This is a genomic window from Microcoleus sp. D3_18_C4 (genome assembly GCF_036702355.1).
GTDB lineage: Bacteria > Cyanobacteriota > Cyanobacteriia > Cyanobacteriales > Microcoleaceae > Microcoleus.
In genome coordinates this window covers 22,007-45,350 of the sequence record NZ_JAUBTF010000020.1, presented here as the reverse complement: position 1 = coordinate 45,350, position 23,344 = coordinate 22,007, and the positions used below count along the sequence as shown (strand labels likewise).

The following is a 23,344-nucleotide window of genomic DNA, read 5'->3' as shown; positions in this document are numbered from 1 at the left end:
AGATCGAGTCGAGTTTATATTTGGGAGCAAGCAGCTATGTCTATTAACGATGTTGAAACAGCGATCGTAGATGAACAAATCCGCCCTCAAGAATGCGGCCGGGTTCGTTTCCAAAACAGTTGGTGGCCGGCGAAGTGCGATCGAGACATGACTTTTGAACCCGGTGAGGTGGTGCGCGTCGTGGGAATTGAAAATATTACTTTGATCGTTGCAGCGTCGTTTGCGATCAATTCTGAAAGTTAAGGAAAATATATAATCAGGAGAAAGTAATCATGACTGTCAGCCATTTAGAAAGAGCGATCGTTGAAGAAGAAATTAAACCGAATCAGTGCGGCAGCGTGCGATTTCAAAGCAGTTGGTGGCCAGCCAAGTGCGTTCGAGAAATAACTTTGCAACCCGGTGAAGTTGTTCGCGTCGTGAGACTTGATAACATTACTCTGATAGTTGAAGCGTAGTTGGGAAACAATCTGGAGGGGGGGAGTTATCGGAGGCTAGAAAAAATAAATTTGCGATCGCGTTTCTATTTCGATACATTTCTCTTCAAGCGGGCGATCGCACTTCTCGCCTCTGTTAATTTCCCGATTCTAGAATTTGACCTCAACCACAACTCGCCGCTGACAGTCGCCAGTCCGCCAGACCGCCAGGGAATGAATTCCCTGTCTACCTCGCTCAGAGGACTAATGAGTTTTTCAGTCCTCTGAGCGAGGACTTTAGCTTTGAGGCAGGGGTTTCAACCCTTGCCGGACTGCGGGTTTAACCTAGTTGTTGATACGAAGAAGGACACGGCAATGCCGTGTCCCTACTTACGAAAAGCCTATGTGTCATACTGAGTGAAACGAAGCATCGAGCGAGATGCTTCGCCCAAATGCCTAAGTCCTATTTTTCATAACGAACTAGAAGATGCCAGAGAAAAATATCCGGGTCGTCATGAGCTATCATCTCTTTAAACATGGAAACAAAAGGCTCATAGTCCAAAAACTGCATCTCCAAACTGAGTTGTTGCAATCCTGCTTCTTTAAAGATGCGATTTAACCGCAAGGGAGTGTAATAAATCTGGGGATCTTGCCACTCAGCATCCCAAACTTTATTGCCGTAGACATCGATAAATCCCTCTGTAACACAGTGAGCGTGTTTGCGACTGAAATAGGCAATTTCTAAGAAGCATAAGGTGGTTGGAAAATATCCGTATATCTTGCCACCTGGCTTGAGAACCTTTCCAAATTCCCGAATCATCTCGCGATTGGTTTTATCCTCACTGGAAACCACGGAATTTGCGAGTAGGACGTAATCAAATTTCTCGTTCCACTCCGGTTTTTGTTCGGTGATTCGCGTGGAGTCTACTTGCTCAAACACGATTTGCTGATTGTTGAGTCGGGAATCTCCATCTGCTGTTTTCCAGTGTGCTTGTGCTTTTTCAATGGCTGTTTTGGAAAAATCGGTACAGTAGACTTGTCCAATTTGGGGGCAAAATTCTAGTAAGGTTTTCTGAAGATAAATTTCCGAGCCGCAACCGGGAACTAGGACTTTGATGTCAGGCGAGTTGGGAATATCATAGCCGGGAGAACGCTCTGGACGGATTAGGGTTTTGCAGATTTTGGGGTCTTGGGTGATGCTGAAAGCGGTGTTGGTATAATCTTCGTGGCTTTTATCTCCAGAGAGCTTTCTCTTCTTCAAGAGATTTCGAGCCTAGGTTAGGAGAAGAGGGGATTAGCCATTTGTAATCATTTGTGCTGGTCATAATTTTTAACTCCAAAATGTTCAGTATAGGTCAAATCTGCGTGTCAATCACTCACCACCAAGCTGCCGTTTTCCATCACGTAAGTGACATCCGCGAGCAGCGCATTAGCTATGCGGTGGGTGATGAAAATCACGGTGCGTTCTTTGCTAATGTGCTCGATGGTGGTGAGGATTTTGGCTTCTGTGGCGGGGTCGAGGGCGGATGTGGCTTCATCGAGAATTAGAATTGCTGGATTTCTCACCAAGGCTCTAGCTAAAGCGATTCTTTGCCGTTGTCCCCCTGATAACTGTCCCCCCCTGTCACCAACAAGTGTATCGTAGCCTTGGGGTAAGGACAAAATAAATTGGTGAATCTCGGCGTCTTTGGCTGCGGCTTCGACTTGTTCGTCAGTAGCTTGTAAATAGCCCATGCGGATGTTTTCTCGCACCGAGCAATTAAACAGAATTACATCCTGAGAAACCAGCCCAATTTGAGAACGAAGGGAGCGTACTGTTGCATCACGCAAATCAATTCCATCAAACAGAATGCGTCCTTTATCTGGGTCATAAAATCGGGTCAGCAAGTTGACAATTGTACTTTTGCCTGCGCCACTTTGACCGACAAATACCGCGAAGTCTCCTTGGCGAATTTTTAGGGATAGATTTTTAACTCCTCCTCTATCTTGGGAGTAGCTAAAGCTAACATCGTCAAAGTAAATATCACTATGAAAATGGGGCAAGTCAATCGCATCTGGGGCATCCTGAACATCAGGGACTTCTGACAAGATATCGTTAATGCGCCGCAGGGCTGCTACTCCATCGATAAAATAAGGTACCGATGAAGTTAAGGCGAGAATATTTAGATTCAACCCGACCAGTAAAAGCTGATAAGAAACCAGGGTTCCTACCGAAATCACATTTGAGAAAGTCATTGACGCACCGACGCTTAACGTCACAATCTGCGTCATGACAAAACCAATCATGGGAATTTTCTGCACTAAGTAGGACAGAAATGTAGCTCGGATATAAACCCGTTTCAAGTCGTTTAGATCGGTATTAAAATTCTTGACCATTTGGGTTTCCATCCCAAATATCTTGACAACCGATTGCGAGAGAATATTCTCTTCGACTCCGCTAGCAATTTGTCCTTCTTTTTCCATTAATTGATAACTTTCTTCAGTCGCCCGTTGGGCGATTTTTGCCGGGGCAATGGTGCAGAATGTTAAACCAATGCAACTGATAACAGCTAGCTGCCAGTTGAGGAGAAAGAGGAAGATACCTGAAAACAGGATGCTACCGATTTCGAGAATAACGACAGATAGCCCGGTGGTAATTAAACCATATTCCACATGCTGTGTGTCGGACATGACACACTTGACAATATCTGCGGCTGAACGTCGCCCAAAAAACTCCATTGACAGGTTCTGGAGATACTCGAATACGGAACGGCGGATGTTGTTGACGATTAAAACACCCAAACGCGCTCCTAAGAAGTTGGCAAACAAGCCGATAGCAGCATATAAAATGGCTCCCGCGGCTAGGAGGGATAGGATGAGAATCAGCAGATTATAATTTTTGGGAACGATGGCGGCATCGATAATGTATTTTAAGCTGGCTCTCAGGACTGTATCGAAGGCGGCGTCGAAAATTAGGCAGCTATAGACTAAAACTAATTGCCATTTATAGTCGGCAATATATTTGTTGATAGTTTTAAAAAACCAAATAATTTCCATAGGTTATGGGAGTTTGTCTACAGGCACGATTTATACTTTTACTTGGGCAGTTATTATCTGGATATTTCCTTACTAAGTAGGGTGGGCATTGCCCACCCTACTCCTGACTTAACTGAGTGGTAATTTTCCACTCGGCTTAGATTTGTGGTCTTATCTTATCAGCTTTTTTCACTAAAAATTTTCTGATAAGATAATGTTTTTTATAAGCGGCAGTACCGTCTTTTTGCTACTATTATACACATGGTAATCTTCTCCTTTATTGTATTTTTGTCTCTACACCTATAAGACGAATCCAGAGGTCTATTTCTGAATTTTTCGAGTTAGAGGCTGTTTTTTCCTAACTCAATGCACTCTGAGAGGTTCAGATCCCCGACTTCCCTAAGAAGTCAAGGATCTACGCTTTAGCCCGATCGCCCTTTCGCGTCTTACCTTTCAACCGTTTCACAGCCTCCTCAACCTCCCCGCGAAAAGGGTATAGCAACCGCCGACTCAGCGCACTTCGATAAGCCTCCACAGCCTCCGTCACATCCCCCAACCCCAACAACGCTCTTCCTTGCCAGTAACCAGCCATAGCCGGGTCAAACTCCATCAATTCCTGAGACTGACAAGCCTTTTCCAACCATTTCCGACTCGCCACCTCATCCCCCAACATTCCATAACTCTCCCCCAGCCACACCGCAGCAGACACCGATTGCAGATAACCCCCATCTTCTGGTAACAACTGCCATCCTTGCGCCAAAGCCTCCACCGCTTCCCGGTGTTTCCCCGCCAGTGCCAACACCCGCCCATGACTAAACCAAGCATCAGGTAACTGCGGTTCAAGTTGCGTCCCCCGCACAGAAACACTACACCCTCGCTCAATCTCCTGAAAACTTTCCACCAACACCCGCCCCGCCGTCGTCCAAACACTCCAGCGATCGGGAAAACGATCGAGCATCTCTTCTACTATTGATGTCAGGGTTACTTGACGGTTCGATCGCCCTAAATCCCCCTTAACAAGGGGGACTTCCAGAGGAGTTCCCCCCTTGGAATTAGAAGACTTTGCCTGCTCTAGCTCCCCCCTTTTTAAGGGGGGCTGGGGGGGATCGAGAGGAACTGGGGGAGAGGTTAAAGGCAAAATCTCGCACAACGCCCGATAAATTTCACAATCCTGCGGATACAGACGATAAGCCTTCAGCATCGCCTCAGCCGCTTTCTGATATTCCCCCGTATGGAACAAGCACCGCCCATAGGAATACCAACCCCTAGGATGATTCGGGTGTTCCTCAGTAAACCGTTCCAACACCCCAATCCCGTTAGCGCACTCTTCCCGGAAAAGGTGATAATATGCCAGCAACTCGCGGGCATCCGCCGCATCAGGAGCCTGTTGCAGCACAGAACTAATTATCTGTTTAGTCTGTTTGCCTTCCTCACCCGATACCAATCTCATCCGGCAACGAGTATCCGCCAGTCGTTTGAGCGCTCGGAAATCACCCGGAGCCACCTCTAGCGCTTTGCTCAACCGCCGCTGCGCTTGGCGCACGTTCCCCACCGCCTGACTCGCGTCGTAGCTGTCAATCAGCGCTACAACATCATCCGGGTTCAGTGACAAAACCGTATCGAACGATCGCAAAGCTGCAACCGCATCCCCTCTCCCCATTTGCACCTGCCCCAAGGCCAGCCAGTGAGCCGCATTATCTGCTTCTAGGGAAGCCGCCGACTCAAAAGCCAGTATCGCTGCCTGAGTGTCATTTCTACAGAGTGCGATCGATCCGCTGATATGCTGTCGAGTCGCCTCATTGCGTGCATTGGCCAAGGCACTTTCATAAACCCCTACTGCCTCAACCTTTCGTCCCATAAGCTGCAAGAGTTTCCCCAATTGCAACCGCACGCCAATCAATGGTTGCTGCCGATCGATTACTTGGCGATACTCTTCAACCGCCTGCTCGATATGACCCATTTCATACAGCAGATTCGCCAATTCCAACCGTTTCTTCCACCCAGATGGATACTGCTGCACGTACTCACTTAATGTTTTCAGCTTCTGCTCTTGTCGGGTTGGCTTGGAGTCTGCAACCAGGTAAGCATTCAACTCCACCCCAGAGGACTGAGCGATCGATACGACCCTGAGTGTAGTGTTTCTAGACATATTGCTGTTACCTGATAATTAATTGTCTCGCCAATGTTCTGTGTCATCGGGGCGATCGAGTCGGATGCGATCGTTTCATCGGATTGTAGGGGCAATCCACCTGCGATCGGCCCTCCCGTGGCTGCCCTACAATCTTGACGCGGTAGGCACGGGGGCACTACCCCTACAGCAAAATCATCCCCGATCGAGGCAACGTCCCCCTTTTGAGACGACTCGGAGGAATCTAACAAACCATCATCCAACCCTGACAAATACCTGCTCAAACGCTTTTGCAGAATTTCTCGTGCCTGTTGGATGCGCTTGTAAACGTTATTGAGCGAGAGAGCAAGTTGTTGGGCAATATCTTGATAGGCAATCTGGTGGCAGTAACGCAGGATAAACGGATTGCGTAATCGAGAAGGAAGAGTATCAATAGCGCGGCGAATGTACTGTCCCAACTCATGATGTAGAAGTGCCTCTTCAGGAGAGTTCAAACAAGAAATAAATGCTGAGCTTCCTCTAGCAGCTACTTCTTCAATATCCTCCATCTGTATTGCTTTCCGGCCACGTTCTCGGTGTATATCTATACATAGATTATGGGTTAAGCGGGTGATCCAAGCTCGGAGGTTGGTGATTTTTTCGGCATAGTCTGGCAATTTATCCCAAGCTTTGAGCATGGCGCGACTGAGCACCTCTTCAGCATCAGTAGGATTCCCCCCCATCCACCTGAGACAGCAACGGTAAAGATCATCTCGGTTCTGCTGCCATAGCTGCCAAAATGCTTTCTCTATATCTTCAGGACAACACCGAATGTCTGTTGCAATAACGGATTGAGAATTTGACATGATTTTAAAAGTGGTGAAAGATCGATGTGAAGGAACATTCCTCTGTTGCTTTTTTCGTTGCACCCCAATCCCGCAAACATCTAGCTCAGTGTGGTCTCAGTATTTATGCGGATAAAGATTGGATTCAGTTGCTCTTTTTTTGAGGCTGCATCCTTTCCATGTCTGTATCCTGGCTCCCCTCCCCCGCCCCCGTCAGTCGGGAAAGTCGGCTCATAAAGTCGGAAAAGTCGGACGCCCTGGTTTTGCTATCTATCTTTAGATAGAGCCGATCGACAGCATGACTCGTACTGTTCTATGTCTTTTGGTAGATGCTATTAATAGTATGTTTGGCATATCGGCCTAAAGCAAGTCGGAAAAGTCGGATCGTAAAGTCGGAAAAGTCGGATCATTTGGAGCTGACGGGGTGACAAGCAACTTAAAAGCCTTGCAATTTAAGGGTTTAAGCCGATCGCCCTCACAAAAAATTAAGCGGGCGCGATCCCCTTTTTCGGGTTTCGACAAGGTGGAATCACGATCGGGGGCGATCGTCCGGATCGTAATTGTCAATAAGTCTGTCATAATATCTATTAGAAATTTCTCCACCGACTTACTACGGTGCATAACTCAAAGCTAGGGTGCAAAACTTAAAAACCTTACCCGATGAGATTGATTAGTACATGACTTTTGAAGAAGCCCTAGAATTTATCGAAGCAGCCTTAGAGTCCAAGACCAGTAAAACGTTAAGTTTGCTGGAAAAAGAAATCTTAAAAGCTGCTTGGGAAAACGCAACTTATAGTGTACTTGCTGACAGCTTGTACCTGAGCATAGGACATATCAAAGATTTAGCGGCCATCCTGTGGCAGCGGCTTTCAGACGTAATGGGAGAAAAAGTTACTAAAAATAACTTCCGCTCTCTGCTAGAGAAGCAAAGCACCACAAGTGCGATCGTCCATACAAAAGGCAAACTTATCAAGATCCCTGCGGCCGGAGGAAGTGACAGCGATGAATTAGAAACTTGTAAAGGTAACATTTTAATTGTTGATGACCTCCCAGAAAATCTGCATTTTCTCACAGAACTTCTGACTAAGCATGGGTATAAAGTTCGCTGCGTCACCAATGGTACGATGGCCTTGAGGACAGTTCGCAATCATTCTCCCGATGCTATATTGCTGGATATTAAAATGCCAGACATGGACGGCTATCAAGTTTGCGAAGCCCTCAAATCCGATGAAAACACCTCAGAAATTCCGCTTATTTTCTTAAGCGCGCTTGACCAAGTATTTGATAAAGTTAAAGCTTTTAAGGTAGGGGGAGTTGACTACATTTCTAAACCTTTTCAGTTGGAAGAAGTGCTAGTTCGCCTCGAAACTCAGGTCACTATTCAGCACCAAAAACGCCAGCTTAAAGAAGCACTCGCTCGACACCAGCAAACCGCTGAAATTGCCTACCAATCTCGCGCCCTGTTGGCAAATTTGCTAAACTCATCTCTGGATGGAATAGCCGCAGTGGAGGCGGTGAGGGCGGATATTGCTGGAGAAATTGAAGATTTTCGCTGCTTGGTAGTTAACCCTGTTTTTGCCAGACTCTTAGGGAAAAAACGAACAGAACTGGCGGGCGAACCCGTTCTGAAAAAACTGCTTAATCAGTTGAGTCCCGGATTGTTTGATTTATTAGTAGAAGTTGTTGAGACTGGAGAATCGCTTGAAGGAGAGGTTCATCTAGAAAGTGACTACCTTGGTAAATGCTATTATTTCACTGCTGTGAGATTGGGAGACGGTTGCTCAATTACCATCCGCGATCTTACAGACTTAAAACAGTCGGCATTAAAGTCAATGATTGAACAGAACCAACCGCGTGCTAGCATCAAATAGCATAAACCTGAAATATTGCACCATTCTCAATAACCCTTCTATGGGCGGGCAGGATGCCCACCCCACAAGAAAATGCACTTTTTGTGGAACAGGCATCTTGCCTGTTCTGGAGAATGGTGCAACATATGAGATAAACGGGACTTACGCACTCCCACGGCTAGAAACCGGGTTTTTTAGCGTATCTACGGGCTGTAAGGCGTCTTCTCGTAAAAAAACCCGGTTTCTGACCACCCCTGTGTAATTCCTAAAAATATCAAGATTCACCCACCAAGGGTTCAGTTAAATCGAGAATCTTCTCAAACTGAAACTTCGTCACCCAACCCCTGAGAGTCTGAAGCTCGAAAGGGTGAAATTCAGGAACCTCCTTAAGGAGTTGAGACACTAATTCCGAATCCGCGTCAATAGCTGCTTCATGCAATTTTACAATCCATTCTTTTGACCTCGCTGCTAATAAATTAGTGAAATTTAACGGTTCTCCAGTCACATTAGAAGGGGAAGACGCTAGCTCTTTATCCTGATAAATATAACCGACTCCCAAATGTTTAGCCATGATGTCAAAGATGGCTTCTGTGTGGAACGGTTTTCGCACAAAATCATCACAACCAGCGGATAAAATAACTGCCTTTTCTTCTTCCCACACGCTAGCAGTAATAGCAATAACAGCAGTAGCTTGACCTTTAAGGGTGCCTTTAATGCGTTTCGTGGCTTCATACCCATCCATAACTGGCATTCTCATGTCCATCCAGATCAGATGGGGTGAGTATGAATCCCAAATTTCAAGGGCTTCAATACCGTTACTCGCTTCTTGCACCTCAAAACCAACAGGTTGGAGGAGTTTAACTAACAGTTGCCGATTGTAATCTCGATCGTCCACTACTAAGATGCGATATTGGGGTTGGTTAGGCGCTAGGCCAACGACGCGACGACTGTGGGGTTGATTTTGAATGGCGCTGGCATCAGCGATGCCCACAGGAATGTCAAATTTAAATGTTGTGCCCGTTGTGTGTTCTAAAAATTCCTTGAGAGGCATTCCAGGGGTGAAAGCTTTACCGTGACTAATGACTGTTATTTCACCTCCCATCAAGCGGACAAATTGACGGCTAATGGTCAGTCCTAATCCGGTTCCTTGCTGTACTTTTTGACCGGATGCTGTTTGCACGAAGGGTTTGAATAGATTCTCGAGTTCCTCGGCCGCAATACCAACTCCCGTATCTTTTACTTCAAAGGTAATGGTTGTTTTTTGTTGGTTGGTTGTTTGTGTTTCGGTTTCAGTTTGGGCTTTTACCTGTTTATTTTTTACTTCTAAAGACACGCTTCCCGAAGAGGTAAACTTAACGGCATTACTGAGAAAATTAATCAGCACTTGCCGCAACTTAACTTCATCAGCACAGATATATTTAGGAACATCGGTCGCACATTCAAATCGTAAGTGTAAGCTTTGAGCGTTTGCTTTCAACGCAAACATCTCCTCGATTTCAGCTAAAAACTGATGAATGTTCACATTATTTTCAGATAACGTCATGCCTCCAGCTTCAACTTTGGAAAGGTCAAGCACCTGATTAATTAGAGATAATAAATGCTCTCCACTGCGCTGAATGATGTTAAGGTTCTCTTTTTGTTCATTTAACAGATTTGTATCCTCATTCATCAGTTGAGAAAAACCTAGAATGGCGTTCAGGGGAGTTCGCAATTCGTGGCTCATGTTGGCAAGGAAAGTGCTTTTGGCGAGGTTGGCGGCAATGGCGGCTTCTTTTGCCCGTTCGAGTTCTGCTTCGGCTTTTTTGCGATCGCTGATATCTCGTCCTACGGCCTGTAATTCAACAAGGCAACCGGAATCATCAAATATCCCTCGGTTAACCCACTGCGTCCAACGCACTTCGGAGCTAACAATCACCCGATTTTCAATTGTGACAACGGGATTGTCTTTGCTAATGGAATTAACGAGTCTGGTTATATATTCGCGGTCTTCTTCAAACACGACAGGTGCGTAGTGATGCCCGATGAGTTGTTCCCTTGTCAGTCCAAAAAATCGACAGAAGCCTTCATTGACAAAGGTAACGGTACCATCTGGCAGATACCTGGCAATCAGTTCTGTCTGGTCTTCGAGAATACCAAGGTAGCGTGCCTCGCTCTGCTGCAGAGCTTCTTCTGTTTTTTTGCGCTCGCGAATTTCCTGTTCTAAACGGACATTTTCAATGAGCGTAATCTGTGCTTGCTGGCGATCGCTAATATCTTGAAAAGCTGCGATCGCATATTCTACATTACCCGTCTCATCAAAAATTGGCGTGCTAGTTACTTCTAAGGGAACGATTCGCTCACTGTAGTGCAGTTCCAAATCATCCGCCCATGTTTTTTCACCGCGAAGCGATCGCACCAAGGGTAGCTGTTCCACTGGATACATTTGGTCTGTGCCTGCCCGATAAACGTGATAGGTTTTTGAGAGTTGCTCGATTTCGGCTTTGGGTAAATCTTGAATATTCAGTAACTGCTGTGAAACTGGATTGGCGAAAACCAGTTGTCCTTTCGCGTCGTGAACGGATATGCCAAAAGGAATGGCATTAAGGAATTTATTCTGGCGATTTTGCGTCGATTGTAGCTGAGTGTAGAGTCTGGCGTTGGTAAGGGCGATCGCCGCCTGAGTCGAAAGCAATTGAATCACTTCCAGGCGATCGGGTGTAAAAACCCCATTTGCTAAATTATTTTCCAAGTAAACAATGCCAATTAATTGCCCTTGATTGAGTAGAGGGGCGCAAAGGATAGACTTGGGCTGGTGTGTTTTGATATAAGCATCTTGGGTAAATCTGCCTTCACGGGCAACATTGGTTTCAATCAGTCCTTTTTTAGTCCTCTCAACATAGTGAATAATCGACACCGGCAGACAAGTTTCTATAGGAGTAGATTGCAACACCATCACTTGATCTGAGTTAGCCTCACCTGACGCTTCGACTTTCAGTTGTCCTTGAGACTCTAAAATTAGATAGCCAGTTTGTGCGCCGCAGCTTTCCAGCAAGATTCTCATCAAAGTCGTGAGGAGTTTATCCAACTCAATTTCACTGGCAATTGCCCCAGATGCTTTCATCAAGGCTGCCAAATCCAGGAGTTCACCTGAAGTATTGCCAGAAGTAGTAGGTAGGCTGTTGCGCGAATTTATGGACATATTGGCTGTCGAAAAACGCTTTAAAAGTTGAGGATACTGTCGTTCCAAATCAGTCATTTTAGCTTTTGCGCCCCAACGTAAATAGCAGTAGTAAGAATTTGTCATATAGGCTTGGGCAACTTGCTCTTTTCCCCAAGCGATGTAGAATTTGGCAGCCAGTTCATTAGCCAAAGCCTCTTCGTTGATGTACTCATGTTCTTTGGCTAAGGCAATGGCGCGATCGTAGTAGTCGATCGCCCTAGCCTTTTCACCCAAAACTCGATATCGCTCTGCCTCCACTAGATAGAATTTATGGAGGTGAGTCATTGGAGCAAAATGAGCCCATTTCTTGATCTTTTTCTGGTTGGCTTTAACCTTCTGGAGGATGAGTTTTTGCTCTGATTTTGGTGCGTCAGAATAGATAGCCAGATAAAGTAAAGAATTGTAGAAATGGTAGAGAGGAATAGTACCTACAGCGCTATCGCTATATTTTTCGGCGGATTTAGCATTTTCTATAGCTTGCTGATAGTCTTGAAAAATATAGCAGAGAAGTAACTTAAAAAAATAGAGGGAACGACATAGATTTTGAGCATTCGCCTCTATATGCAGAGGCAACATTTTTGTTTCGTCATAGCTTTCACCGATTAAACGGCATTTATCTTCAGCCCGGCCCATCAAGTTCAATACAACCTGTCGAGTGAGTTGGTTGTAGTAATAGGATGTTTCTTGCTTCAGTTGGCTGAGGGTATTACTGTACATTGCCATCTCTGCCTCGACTGTTGCCAATTCCTTCCCCAATACATAGGAATGGTAGGAGTATACACAAACTGCATAAGCTGCATATTCTAAGTCTCCAGTTTCCAGAGCGATGGAGTAAGCATTCTGCAAAGGGTTTAAAGTTTCCCTAAGATGTTCTTTCCAATGTTTGACAAAGTAATTAACAATAAATATGGTTCTGGGTGTGAGTTCTTTAGTATTAAATTTATCTAGTAACAAAATAGCAAGTTGCCCAAATTTATAACCAGTCTCAATGTCTCCTACGGTTTCCCCAGACAGAATTAGTCCGTAAGTAGCATAGGCACAAGAAGACACAGAAGTATTCCCATATTTGATTGATAACTTTACCTGTTTAAACGCCATTAACGGTAGCAATTCAGGTGAAGCAAAATGGGCAGCAGAAACTACACTTGAGAGGATACGCATCGCTGCTAGCTTATAAGGATTAGTCATCAATGGTAGGTCGATCAAGTCCTCAACTCGCTTTCCTGCTAAACTTAACTTAGTCTTCACCAGTTCAAAAAAAATATTTAATTTTGTTGTTGTTTTTGGAAAGCGAATTCCCAACAACTTTAATACTGAAAGCGCCGTATCTATCGCTTCTAACGGTTGGTTTTGTGCTGTATAGGCTTGAATCTTGACTTCATAGACTTTCACTTTGTCGAGCAATGAAGTAGCTTGTTGAAGCACAATGTCAGCCAATTTTTCCATTTCCTCCACGTGGCCACTCAAGATAGCAGCTTCTACTGTTTCCACATAAAGTGCCAGAGTTAGGTCATACTGACGAAGCCAACTATCTGCACTCAGGCAATTTATACCAATTTTTAAGTAATTCCAGGCGGGTTTCCAAGCTGCTGATGCCTTCGCTTTTTTGCCAGCAATCAGATTTAGTTGAGCAAGTTTATCTCTGTCTAACAGAAAGTCAATTGCTTGAATAGCGAAGTTGAGTTGATTGACAATATCAAAAATCTTTTGTTGGAGTATGTGTGGCGGTGTATTTTGTAACAACAGTTGCCCGATTTTCCAGTGAACCGCTTGCTTGTCGTCTGGGGGAATTAGGGAATAGGCGGCTTGCTGGATGCGGTCATGAGCAAATTTATAAGTAATTTTGAAGTCATTCGAGTCTAGGTCTGCTTGAATAAATTTGTACTCATCCCCGACCGGTAATATCAATCCCGCTTGAATGGCATCCCATAATTCATTGGCCGTTTCTTTTTGAGAAGTTTCATTGATGGTTGAAAGCGTTGTCAAATCAAATTTGTTGCCAATACAAGCGGCTAACCGTAAAACTTTTTGTGTGGGTTCTGATAAAAGTTTAATTTTTCCGGACATGAATTCAACAACATTATCAGTAATGTTCCTAGTTATAATGTGTTCTAAATCCCAAGACCAAGCCCCAGCATTAGTATCAAATTTCAGGAATTGCTCTGTATAAAGTGACTTCAGAAACTCCTTGACAAAAAAGGGATTTCCCTGTGTTTTGTCCCAAACCAACTCGGCTAATCTTTGGGTATGGATGCACTCAGTCTTCAGCGTATCTGCAATGAATTCATTAACCTGGTTGAAATTTAGGGTTGAAAGGGAGAGATGGTTAACCACTATCCCCTGCTTGCTTATCTCAGATAAAGTCACCATGGCAGGATGACTTGCACTCACTTCGTTATCTCGATAAGCTCCAATCAAAAACAGATATTGAGTATTAGCATGAGTCATTATCAACTGGATTAATTGCAGGGTAGCACTGTCTGTCCATTGCAAATCGTCTAGAAATAGTACGAGGGGATGCTCTTTTTGACAAAAGACTTGGAGCAAGTTTTGAAAAACTAAATTAAAACGATTTTGAGCTTCAGTGGCAGGTAATTCGGGGACGGGATTCTGTTTGCCAATAATCAGTTCAACTTCAGGAATGACATCAATTATAATTTGTCCGTTGATTCCTAATGCCCGTCGAATCTTCTCTCGCCACTGTTGTAATTGCGATTGAGTTTCTGTGAGTAATTGTCGCACCAATTCTTGGAAGGCAGCGACTAAAGCTTGATAGGGGATATCGCGTTGCAACTGGTCAAACTTACCTGAAATAAAGTAGCCGCTTTTTTGAGTTATGAGCTTATACAATTCCTGAACTAAAGCTGATTTTCCAATACCAGAGTATCCAGAAATTAGCATAAGTTCAGTGGCTCTTTGTACGGGCAGATTTTGTGAATGAGTGGTCGTTGGGTTACTCAGGTTATTTGTTAAACGTGTTTCTACTTGTTTCTCTTGTCCAGACGCTACACGAACAAATGCAGCCAATAAGGACTCTATCTGTGATTCTCTCCCGTACAGTTTTTGAGGGAGTTGCAATTGAGTAGAAATATCTTGGCATCCCAGGGAAAAATATTGAATTTTACCAGTTCTAGATTGAGCGAGACAAGTGTCTAAATCAGCCTTGATTCCCCAAGCACTTTGATATCTATTTTCTGCCATTTTTGCCATTAATTTCATGACAATTCCTGAGACAGGTAAGGGAATTTCTGGATGAATTTCATGAGGTGGAGTCGGTTGTTTGGCAATATGACAATGGACGGACTCAAGGGCATCGACGGATTCAAAAGGCAACTGGTTGGTTAGCAGTTCATAGAAAGTAACCCCAAGAGAATAAAAGTCGGTGCGGTAGTCGATTACTCGATTCATCCGTCCTGTTTGTTCTGGAGAAATATAAGCCCATGTCCCTTCTAGAAGATTAGGACTTTTGAGGCTGGGATTTTCTTGGGATAGGATGGTAGATAAGCCAAAGTCAATGATTTTTAATTGTCCGGTGTGAGGATTCAAGACAATGTTAGATGGATTGATATCTTTGTGAATGACATTTTTTTGATGAACTTTGCCTACAGCATCTGTGATTTGGATGGCAAGGTGGAGAAACTCTGGTAAAGCAAAGGTACGACGTTCCAGCAGAATTTTTAAGGACTCTCCGCCAAAATCCTCCAACAACATGACTTGTGTGTTTTCATATTTTCGCAGTTCGTAGGCTTTAATTGTTTCCTCTAGGTTGAGACGGCGAGTGATTTCGTATTCCTGCTGATAGCGGTAGAGTTCGGCTGGTGTGGGGTAATCCTCTTTGAGGAGTTTCAAAATCAAAGGTTGCTGATTAGATTTGAGGATGCCTCGGTATACGAGGGAATTAGCACTTTCGTAAATCTGGCTGACAATTGTGATATCTGGCAGTGAAATCATGTTGGGAATTATTGCTGCCTAAAAAAGTTAAGTATACAAATAAATATAACATGGGAGGAGCGGGTGAGAGGAGCAGTAAAGCCGCTCCAAATATAAATCCTTGTCTGACCCCCCCTACAACTCCCGATCTTTTATTATTGCTTTTTTGCTCTGGACTTACTTACGCTATATGTAGGGTACAAGTGTACTGGCACTTGAAGCGTCTAGCTATTGTGCGATCGCCCAAACTGAAAAAATTCGGAACGGACAATAATTAATGATAAAATATCTTAAGGATTCAGCTCCCCAATTGTGGTAATCTGACAACAATCCAATTTCATTCTCGATCGAGTGCGTGCAGCTATGCGAATCGGTAAAAATTTACAAAAGTTTCTGCTTTTCACAATAGCATTATTTTTCGCAGTATCGCTGTTGATTAAAGTTACTAAATTTCACAATTATTTCGGCATCAACCGCGCCGATACCGACGTGAAAGTTGTTGCCCTCACCTACGATGACGGGCCATATCCTCCATATACAAATCAGCTTTTAGATATCTTAGATCGCTATCAAGTTAAAGCAACTTTTTTTGAAATCGGTCGCAATATTGAGAAACATCCAGAAATCGTGAAAATGATTTTCGCGAGGGGAGATGAGTTGGCAAACCATTCCTACTCTCACAAAGATATGATGTTTAAACCCCAGGAAGTTTTGCTGTCTGAGATTGAAAAAACCGACAAACTTTTGCAGGAAGTTGGGGTTAAGCAAGACAGTATTAGTTTTCGGCCACCTTGGGGTAGGCGATTTGTAGTTTTGTCTTACTTGCTATCCCAAATGCACAAAAAACTGATTATGTGGGATGTGGATTCGCACGATTATGAAAAAACACTCACGGCGGAAGATATCGCAAATCGGGTGATTGACAATGTGCGCTCTGGTTCGATTGTGGTGATGCACGACGGCGGGGGCGATCGCTCGAAAACCGTAGCAGCAACTGAGATGATTGTCAAGGATTTGCAGTCGAAAGGTTACGAATTTAAGACTGTTTCTGAGTTGTTGAAAGAGCAGTAGGGTGCGTCAGCCACAATTATTTTCGCGACAAATCAACAATCTCATACTGACGCACCAGGAAATAAATGGTGCGTCAGAATTAGACTTTCCGTAACGCTTGAAAATTTCAAACCTGACAAGCGAATTTCAAAGGTGGTACGCGCCACGTGATTTATCCGTGGAATCAATCCCAAATCGAAAATCCTCAAGCCCCCGCATTTATCCGTGGGGTCGCCTCTAAAATCTCAAATCTCAAATCTCAAATCGATTGACGCACCCTACCACAATCAATAACCAAGATAGTTTGCCACATAATTAGCAATTTTTATGCTGCCACCAGCTTGCCCCATTCTCTCTAAACCATTTTGAATGCAACTGGCTAAATATTTATCATCTTGCAAAGTGCGATCGACTGCCAAAGCAGCTTCCTTGAGAATATCAGAATTTGCTGGTTGTGTGCCAATAACCTGCACGGAATCACCTAAAAGCCGATTTTGAGCCTCCGCAAATCTATAGGTAAAGGCAGGGCCGTTTCCCGGTACTGCAATTACAGGTTTTCCCAAGCCCACAGCTTGTTCGACAGCAGTTCCCGTCATCCCAATTACTAAACTCGACTGCTGCAAAATATCGGCGAAAGCATCGGCTGAACACATCACTTCGACTAATTCTTGTTCAGCAAAAGACCGTTTGATTGTTGGAAACATGAGCTTGCCCGATCGCATTTGCCATGCGGATCGCGCCGCAATATCATCTAATTCAGGCATCAAAGCTGGAACTAAAGCAGCCCGAAACTGCACCGGTAAAGTAGAGTTACTAGCAATTTCTTTAACCAGTTCCAGCAGCAAAACGAGGTTGTCGGTGGCTTCCGGGAGGCGAGAACCGGGGAGAAGGGCGATCGTCCGAACTCCGGGTATTAACTGCAAATCTTTGCCCGTAGAATTGAGGTTGTCCATGACAGGATTGCCAACAAACTGAGCTTTCTTTAAACCCTGTTGGTTTAAGTCAGCAGCAGTCAAAGCATCTCTAGTAAAAACCGCCAGACATTTCTCTGAGCAAAGCAACTGCCACAAGATTAAACCCAAATTGACTCGCCCCTCGTAATAACTAGAATGGGCCGAGAGAAAAATTATATAGGGGCGGTTGCTGGCATGGGCGATCGCCCCGGCGACAATATCCCCAGTCGCCACCACCAAATCGCAGTGGCGCGAATGCGTCCAAACAGCTTGCAATTGCTGCCAAGTCAAAGCAATCAGCCCGGCCCCAATATCTTTGAGGAAAAACAGGGGATTCATGTAAAAAACTCCCCCAGACGGCATTTGACTGGTGGGCCCAATAATTGGCACGGTTGATCGGCGGTAAGCAGCCCCGTCACCGACAACCGGCATCGCCGAAACATCAACATCCACGCCAGATACTCTCAAAGCTTTGAGAATTTGACAGTTAATCGCGTCTTCCCCGTGCCCGTTGCTGAGGAAAAGTATCCCCTTCGATTTCATATAATCAGAATACAATCAGAATCAGTGCCGAGCTTTTTTTAAAGACAGCCGTGCGATAGCTAAACTCGGGCGGGCTAACTTTTTGTTAGTCTAATTTAAATACATTGTGGAAGTGAAACAGCGTGAATATTGAAATTGGGCGGGGCAAAAGCGCTCGCCGAGCTTACGGCATAGATGAAATTGCGCTTGTACCCGGACAGCGCACCCTCGATCCGAGTTTGGCAGATACCAAGTGGCAGATTGGCGGGATCGATCGAGAAATCCCGATCATCGCCAGCGCCATGGATGGAGTAGTTGATGTCCGCATGGCGATTTTGCTGTCGGAATTGGGAGCAATGGGCGTGCTCAACCTAGAAGGAATTCAAACCCGCTATGCCGACCCCCAGCCAATATTAGAGCGCATCGCCAGTGTGGGGAACCACGAATTTGTTTCCCTGATGCAGCAACTCTATGCCGAACCCATCAAGCCAGAATTAATCGACCTGAGAATTAAAGAAATTAAAGCAGGAGGAGGGATTGCCGCCGTCAGCGGTACACCAGCCGGCGCGAGCAAATACGGCCGGACGGTTGCTGAATCTGGAGCCGATATATTTTTTGTGCAAGCAACAGTAGTCTCGACAGCTTTCCTTTCCCCTGAAGCGATCACGCCTCTAGACTTAACTCAATTCTGTCAAGAGATGCCGATCCCAGTAATTTTGGGTAACTGCGTGACCTACGAAGTCGCCCTGAATTTAATGAAAACTGGCGCTGCGGGCATTCTCGTGGGCATTGGGCCGGGGGCTGCTTGCACATCTAGGGGCGTATTGGGTGTCGGCGTGCCCCAAGCCACAGCGGTAGCAGACTGCGCCGCCGCGCGGGACGACTACTATCGCGAAACTGGCAAATATGTGTCGGTGATTGCTGACGGCGGTTTAATTACCGGCGGCGATATCTGCAAGTGCATTGCCTGCGGTGCCGATGCAGTGATGATTGGTTCGCCCTTTGCCAGGGCCGCCGAAGCTCCTGGCCGCGGCTTTCACTGGGGGATGGCGACTCCCAGCCCGGTTTTACCGCGCGGCACTCGCATTCGAGTGGGGACTACGGGTACTGTGGAGCAAATTTTGCGGGGGCCTGCGGTGCTAGATGACGGTACGCACAACTTGCTCGGAGCTCTGAAAACTAGCATGGGTACCTTGGGTGCTAAGGATATTAAGGAGATGCAGCAAGTGGAAGTGGTAATTGCTCCTTCTCTGCTGACTGAGGGTAAAGTCTATCAAAAAGCTCAGCATTTGGGCATGGGTAAGTAGATTTACCGATCGAATACCAGCATACCTTGACAAAATTTGTTCAATAGTCTCGAAATTTACAGAATGTTGTGGAATTATCGAGAAGGAGATGTCACAATAGAAGAAGCGGAGACACAAGTTTCCGTTCACTCCTCACACCACACTCCGCCCGGACTACTGTTCGGGCGGTTCCTTTTTTGCCGGAAATCTTGCCTCTTGCTTACTAGATACAGGACTGAGGCTTTTCGCTCCGGAGAGGGGGAGAGGGGGAGAGAGGGAGAGTCTGGGAGTGGGAGAATTTTTCTTCTATATAAGTGCATTCTGCCTTGGGAAACATAAGTGCCTTGTTCCTTCAGAAACCTTGTGCTTTCTTACCTTCTACCGTCTTCCCTCTTCCTTCTACCGTCTTCCTTTTTCCTTCAGAAGCCTTCTCTTAAAATCGTTGACGCAAGTGGTTACATTTTTTGCTAGACTTGTTATCCGAGAAATAGTATTTACAAGGATGGCTAGGGATGTCAGCAGCCGCGCAAGTAACCGACTCTACCTTTAAGCAGGAAGTGCTCGATAGCGAAGTTCCAGTTCTAGTGGATTTTTGGGCTCCCTGGTGCGGGCCCTGTCGGATGGTGGCACCCGTCGTAGACGAAATTGCCCAGCAATATGAAGGGCAGGTCAAGGTAGTAAAAGTTAATACCGACGAGAATCCTAACGTGGCCAGCCAATACGGTATCCGCAGCATTCCGACGCTGATGATATTTAAGGGGGGTCAACGTGTGGATATGGTGGTAGGGGCAGTTCCGAAAACTACTCTAGCCAACACTCTGGAAAAGTACATTTAACTGAATTGCGAGCGGTTTCGCGCTGTTCTTTGTGGGCCGCGAAAGCTAACTCGCTTCAGAACCGGGGCAAAGCTACGGGAAAAGTTATTAGTGGTCAGCAGGGCAATTTGCTGGTGGCTATTGGCTTCTAACTTTGGCTTGCCCCTTAATTTTTGGTAGCGACAATTTGTTATCGTTTCGGAAAAATTCATGATTCGTTCTGGGTCTGGTCAAGGTTTTGAGTCCCTCCAAGCTGAATTGATCGATTTGCTCGATCGCTTCCCAATGTTAAAGCACTCTGAGTGGATCGAACGATCGCTCTCTACTATAGTGCAAATGGCCGGAGAGGAGCTCGATCGCCTAGACTGGAAAATTATTGCGGCGTCGCTCCGAGATATGGAGAGCGCTTTTGAGATGTTTTATCCTTACCGACACGTTCGCAAAATTGTGATTTTTGGTTCGGCGAGGGTGTCACCGCAATCGGCAGAATATTTGATGGCCAGAGACTTTGCGCGGGCGATCGCCCAGCAGGGGTTTATGGTGATTACTGGCGGCGGCGGAGGAATTATGCAGGCGGGGAACGAGGGGGCGACTGCTGAACGTTCTTTTGGGCTGAACATTCAGTTGCCTTTCGAGCAGAGTTCTAATCCTTTCATTGCCGGCGATCCCAAATTGCTCAATTTTAAATATTTTTTCACTCGCAAGTTATTTTTTCTCCGGGAGAGCGATGCTTTAGCTCTGTTTCCGGGTGGTTTTGGCACTCTGGACGAGGCTTTTGAGTGTCTGACTTTGACTCAAACTGGCAAGTTCGGGCCGGCTCCTTTGGTATTGATCGATCGACCGGGAGGAGATTATTGGCACGATTGGAATTATTTTGTGCAAAAACAATTGCGGGGCCGGGGTTTGATTTCACCCGAGGATCGCAGCCTGTATACGATTACTGACGATATAAATGTCGCTTGCGAGGCGATCGGTAGTTTTTATCTGGTTTATCACTCCTGCCGTTATGTACGCGAAAAATTGGTAATTCGCTTGAAAACAGAGCTTTCTGAGGAGAAGGTCGATCGGCTAAATACTGATTTTAGCGATATTGTTGTCACCGGAAAAATTGAAAAAAGTCAAGCTTTGGAACCGGAAATAGGAGATGAAACTTTCGATCTGCCGCGCCTGACTTTGCATTTCAACCAGCGGGATTTTGGGCGGCTTTATCAGCTAATTGCTGCTATTAATCAAATGGGTGCAGCTTCGCCGGCGGCTGCCCATCCAGAACAAAAGTAGTTATTAGTCATTAGTTATTAGTCATTAGTCTGTAGAGGCGGGTTTCACGAGAAATAGTTGTAACTAACTCAGAGGATAAATAAACCTGCCCCTCTGATGGAGATAAATTTGACAGACTGTCTTTTGACAAAATCGATAGGCTACATTTATGATATTCAACACTCATCAATAATCAATCAGCAGTAAAAAAACTAATAACTAATGACTGCTGACTACTAACTCAAAATGCTAGACCTGCTGCTAATTGCAATTTTGGGATTTCTCGGCAGTTTCGGTCACTGCGCTGGGATGTGCGGCCCGCTGACAATGGCGTTTTCTCTTTCTAATTCCCGCAACGATAAATTAGCTGCTTTCCGCTTTCATTTGCTGCTAAATTTGGGGAGAATTACTGCTTACGCTTTGGTTGGTGCTGCAATTGGCGGACTGGGTTCGGTGTTAATTGCTGGCGGACTTTTGGCAGGTACGGGTAGCGAATTGCGGCGGGCGATCGCACTTCTCACGGGCACGATGCTGATTTGGTTCGGAGTAGGGCAAATTAAACCGAACTTGCTGCCGGGATTGCCCCGATTGCACCCGCTGTCGCACGATCGAGTCGGACAAGCAATGAGCAAGCTTTCGGCACAAAAAAAATGGTGGGTGCCGATTGCTTTGGGTTTGCTTTGGGGTTTGATTCCCTGCGGTTTCCTCTACGCGGCGCAGATTAAGGCGGCGGAAACGGGAAATTCGGTTTTGGGTGCGGCCACGATGCTGGCTTTTGGACTCGGCACGCTGCCAACGATGCTGGGAGTGAGTTTTTTTGCTGGCAGATTGAGCGCCGACAAGCGCAGTCAACTTTTTCGTGCGGGTGGTTGGGTGACGATATCGATCGGGATTCTTACCTTGCTGCGAACCGATGAAATGGTAGATTTTACAGGCCACGCAGCGCTGCTGTGCTTGATGCTAGCACTGTTGGCGCGTCCGGTGAGCAAGTTTTTGCCGCAACTGCTGCGCTACCGCCGGGCTTTGGGTGTGGGCGCGTTTGTCTTAGCACTCGCCCACACGTTTCATATGCTGGATCATACGCTGAAATGGAATTTTGACGCGCTATCTTTTATGTTGCCGCAGCATCAGTTGGGAATGGCGGCTGGGATGCTGTCGCTGCTGTTGATATTGCCGGCGGCGGTTACAAGTTGCGATCGTATTCAAAATTTTTTAGGCAAGCTGTGGCGAATCCTTCACCTGTTAAGCGTTCCAGCTTTCTTGCTGTGCGCTGTACACGCGGCACTCATCGGTTCCCACTATCTCGGCGGTTTTGAATGGAAGTTGCACAATCAACTACTGACAGCGGTGTTAGCGGTGGTTGTGGTGTTAGTTATGTTTGTGCGATCGCGCTTATTTTGGTCAGTTTTATCACTAGAAAATTTCTATGTTTCGCCTGTCAAACAAAAGTAAAAGTTTAGGATTGTTAGTTTTTTTGGGATTGCTAGTAGAAGCAGCAATATTTCCTATACCGCAGTTAAACTCTTTTTCAGTTTTGGCACACGAAGTCGAAGTTTCGGGAGATGTAGCAGCTACCTTTCACCTCGAGCCCAACCACAATCCCCGCGCCGGACAGCCTGCAAGAGTGTGGTTTGCGCTGACTCGCAGGGGCGGTCAAATTATCCCGCTAGAGCAGTGTAATTGCAAATTGGCTGTTTATCCTAAAAATCGTAAAGAGGGGGATAAGCCGCTGATGCAGCCGCATTTAACCCCCATATCTGCCGAGAAATATCAAGGGATTCCGGGAGCTGATATCGTGTTTCCCAAGGCAGGAATTTACGAACTAGAATTGAGCGGAACAGCCAAAAATAAAGCTAATTTTAAACCATTTAAACTGACTTATACAGTCACGGTTCGCTAAGATAATCTTTCCCTCACCGAACATAAATCTTGTAGGGGCGGGTTCACCAACAATAAATGCCTCAAACCAACAATCTCATAAACCCGCCCCCACCCGACGGCAAATCATAATCTACCTATTTTAACATACAAAAAAATACAACCGAAATCTGTATAAAACCTTAAAAGTTGCCCAATCTACAAAATGTCACAAATTTTTACAT

At 45.5% G+C, this 23,344-nt stretch carries 17 protein-coding genes; 10 read left to right on the top strand and 7 right to left on the bottom strand.

Annotated features, from left to right (window positions below; translation table 11 throughout):
• Positions 1–36 precede the first annotated feature (36 nt).
• The 3 genes from QUA90_RS12535 to QUA90_RS12525 are packed head-to-tail and all read left to right on the top strand — an operon-like array spanning position 37 to position 701.
• Entirely contained in the window at positions 37–243 is a 207-nt protein-coding gene (locus QUA90_RS12535) for an NfeD family protein (protein WP_333036967.1), read from the top strand.
• 29 nt (positions 244–272) lie between these two features.
• The gene (locus QUA90_RS12530; RefSeq protein WP_333332803.1) at positions 273–455 is read left to right on the top strand and encodes an NfeD family protein; all 183 of its coding nucleotides are present in this window, start codon (positions 273–275) and stop codon (positions 453–455) included.
• Positions 456–506: 51 nt separating this feature from the next.
• Complete coding sequence (locus QUA90_RS12525; protein ID WP_333383456.1) at positions 507–701, top strand: hypothetical protein; 195 nt, start codon at positions 507–509, stop codon at positions 699–701.
• Positions 702–876: 175 nt separating this feature from the next.
• Here the strand turns inward: QUA90_RS12525 and QUA90_RS12520 are convergent, their stop codons facing one another.
• From QUA90_RS12520 to QUA90_RS12500, 5 genes are all read right to left on the bottom strand, one after another.
• The gene (locus QUA90_RS12520) at positions 877–1,674 is read right to left on the bottom strand and encodes a class I SAM-dependent methyltransferase (RefSeq protein ID WP_333445765.1); all 798 of its coding nucleotides are present in this window, start codon (positions 1,672–1,674) and stop codon (positions 877–879) included.
• Positions 1,675–1,781: 107 nt separating this feature from the next.
• On the bottom strand, positions 1,782–3,449 hold the full coding sequence (locus QUA90_RS12515) for an ABC transporter ATP-binding protein (RefSeq protein ID WP_333445763.1): 1,668 nt from the start codon (positions 3,447–3,449) through the stop codon (positions 1,782–1,784).
• 394 nt (positions 3,450–3,843) lie between these two features.
• Positions 3,844–5,577 (bottom strand): tetratricopeptide repeat protein, encoded by a 1,734-nt coding sequence (locus QUA90_RS12510; RefSeq protein WP_333445761.1) that lies wholly within the window; start codon positions 5,575–5,577, stop codon positions 3,844–3,846.
• Positions 5,517–6,401 (bottom strand): sigma-70 family RNA polymerase sigma factor, encoded by an 885-nt coding sequence (locus tag QUA90_RS12505; RefSeq protein ID WP_333445759.1) that lies wholly within the window; start codon positions 6,399–6,401, stop codon positions 5,517–5,519. Before QUA90_RS12505 ends, QUA90_RS12510 begins: the two co-directional genes overlap by 61 nt.
• Before the next feature lie 339 nt (positions 6,402–6,740).
• Positions 6,741–6,959, bottom strand: coding sequence for a hypothetical protein (locus QUA90_RS12500; protein WP_333445757.1), 219 nt, complete (start codon positions 6,957–6,959; stop codon positions 6,741–6,743).
• A gap of 98 nt (positions 6,960–7,057) precedes the next feature.
• On the opposite strand from QUA90_RS12500, the gene QUA90_RS12495 reads away from it, so the two are divergent.
• Entirely contained in the window at positions 7,058–8,251 is a 1,194-nt protein-coding gene (locus tag QUA90_RS12495; RefSeq protein ID WP_333445755.1) for a response regulator, read from the top strand.
• A 253-nt stretch (positions 8,252–8,504) separates the two neighbouring features.
• Here QUA90_RS12495 and QUA90_RS12490 read toward each other — a convergent pair whose 3' ends face one another.
• Positions 8,505–15,380: an AAA family ATPase gene (locus QUA90_RS12490; protein ID WP_333445753.1), complete on the bottom strand. Its 6,876-nt coding sequence runs from the start codon at positions 15,378–15,380 to the stop codon at positions 8,505–8,507.
• Positions 15,381–15,722: 342 nt separating this feature from the next.
• On the opposite strand from QUA90_RS12490, the gene QUA90_RS12485 reads away from it, so the two are divergent.
• Positions 15,723–16,430, top strand: a complete 708-nt coding sequence (locus QUA90_RS12485; protein ID WP_333324865.1) for a polysaccharide deacetylase family protein — start codon at positions 15,723–15,725, stop codon at positions 16,428–16,430.
• Between the two features lie 266 nt (positions 16,431–16,696).
• On the opposite strand, the gene QUA90_RS12480 is transcribed toward QUA90_RS12485, so the two are convergent.
• Entirely contained in the window at positions 16,697–17,905 is a 1,209-nt protein-coding gene (locus QUA90_RS12480; RefSeq protein WP_333324863.1) for a lipid-A-disaccharide synthase-related protein, read from the bottom strand.
• Between the two features lie 122 nt (positions 17,906–18,027).
• On the opposite strand from QUA90_RS12480, the gene QUA90_RS12475 reads away from it, so the two are divergent.
• The 5 genes from QUA90_RS12475 to QUA90_RS12455 all read left to right on the top strand — a co-directional run bounded on the left by QUA90_RS12475 (position 18,028) and on the right by QUA90_RS12455 (position 23,142).
• Positions 18,028–19,191, top strand: coding sequence for a GuaB3 family IMP dehydrogenase-related protein (locus QUA90_RS12475; RefSeq protein WP_333445751.1), 1,164 nt, complete (start codon positions 18,028–18,030; stop codon positions 19,189–19,191).
• 491 nt (positions 19,192–19,682) lie between these two features.
• Positions 19,683–20,006, top strand: a complete 324-nt coding sequence (trxA, locus tag QUA90_RS12470; protein WP_006631199.1) for a thioredoxin — start codon at positions 19,683–19,685, stop codon at positions 20,004–20,006.
• A 189-nt stretch (positions 20,007–20,195) separates the two neighbouring features.
• Positions 20,196–21,263 (top strand): LOG family protein, encoded by a 1,068-nt coding sequence (locus QUA90_RS12465; protein WP_333324861.1) that lies wholly within the window; start codon positions 20,196–20,198, stop codon positions 21,261–21,263.
• Positions 21,264–21,488: 225 nt separating this feature from the next.
• On the top strand, positions 21,489–22,694 hold the full coding sequence (locus tag QUA90_RS12460) for an urease accessory protein UreH domain-containing protein (RefSeq protein ID WP_333445749.1): 1,206 nt from the start codon (positions 21,489–21,491) through the stop codon (positions 22,692–22,694).
• Complete coding sequence (locus QUA90_RS12455) at positions 22,669–23,142, top strand: hypothetical protein (RefSeq protein ID WP_333445747.1); 474 nt, start codon at positions 22,669–22,671, stop codon at positions 23,140–23,142. The genes QUA90_RS12460 and QUA90_RS12455 overlap by 26 nt, the downstream gene beginning before the upstream one ends.
• The last annotated feature ends 202 nt before the right edge of the window (positions 23,143–23,344 follow it).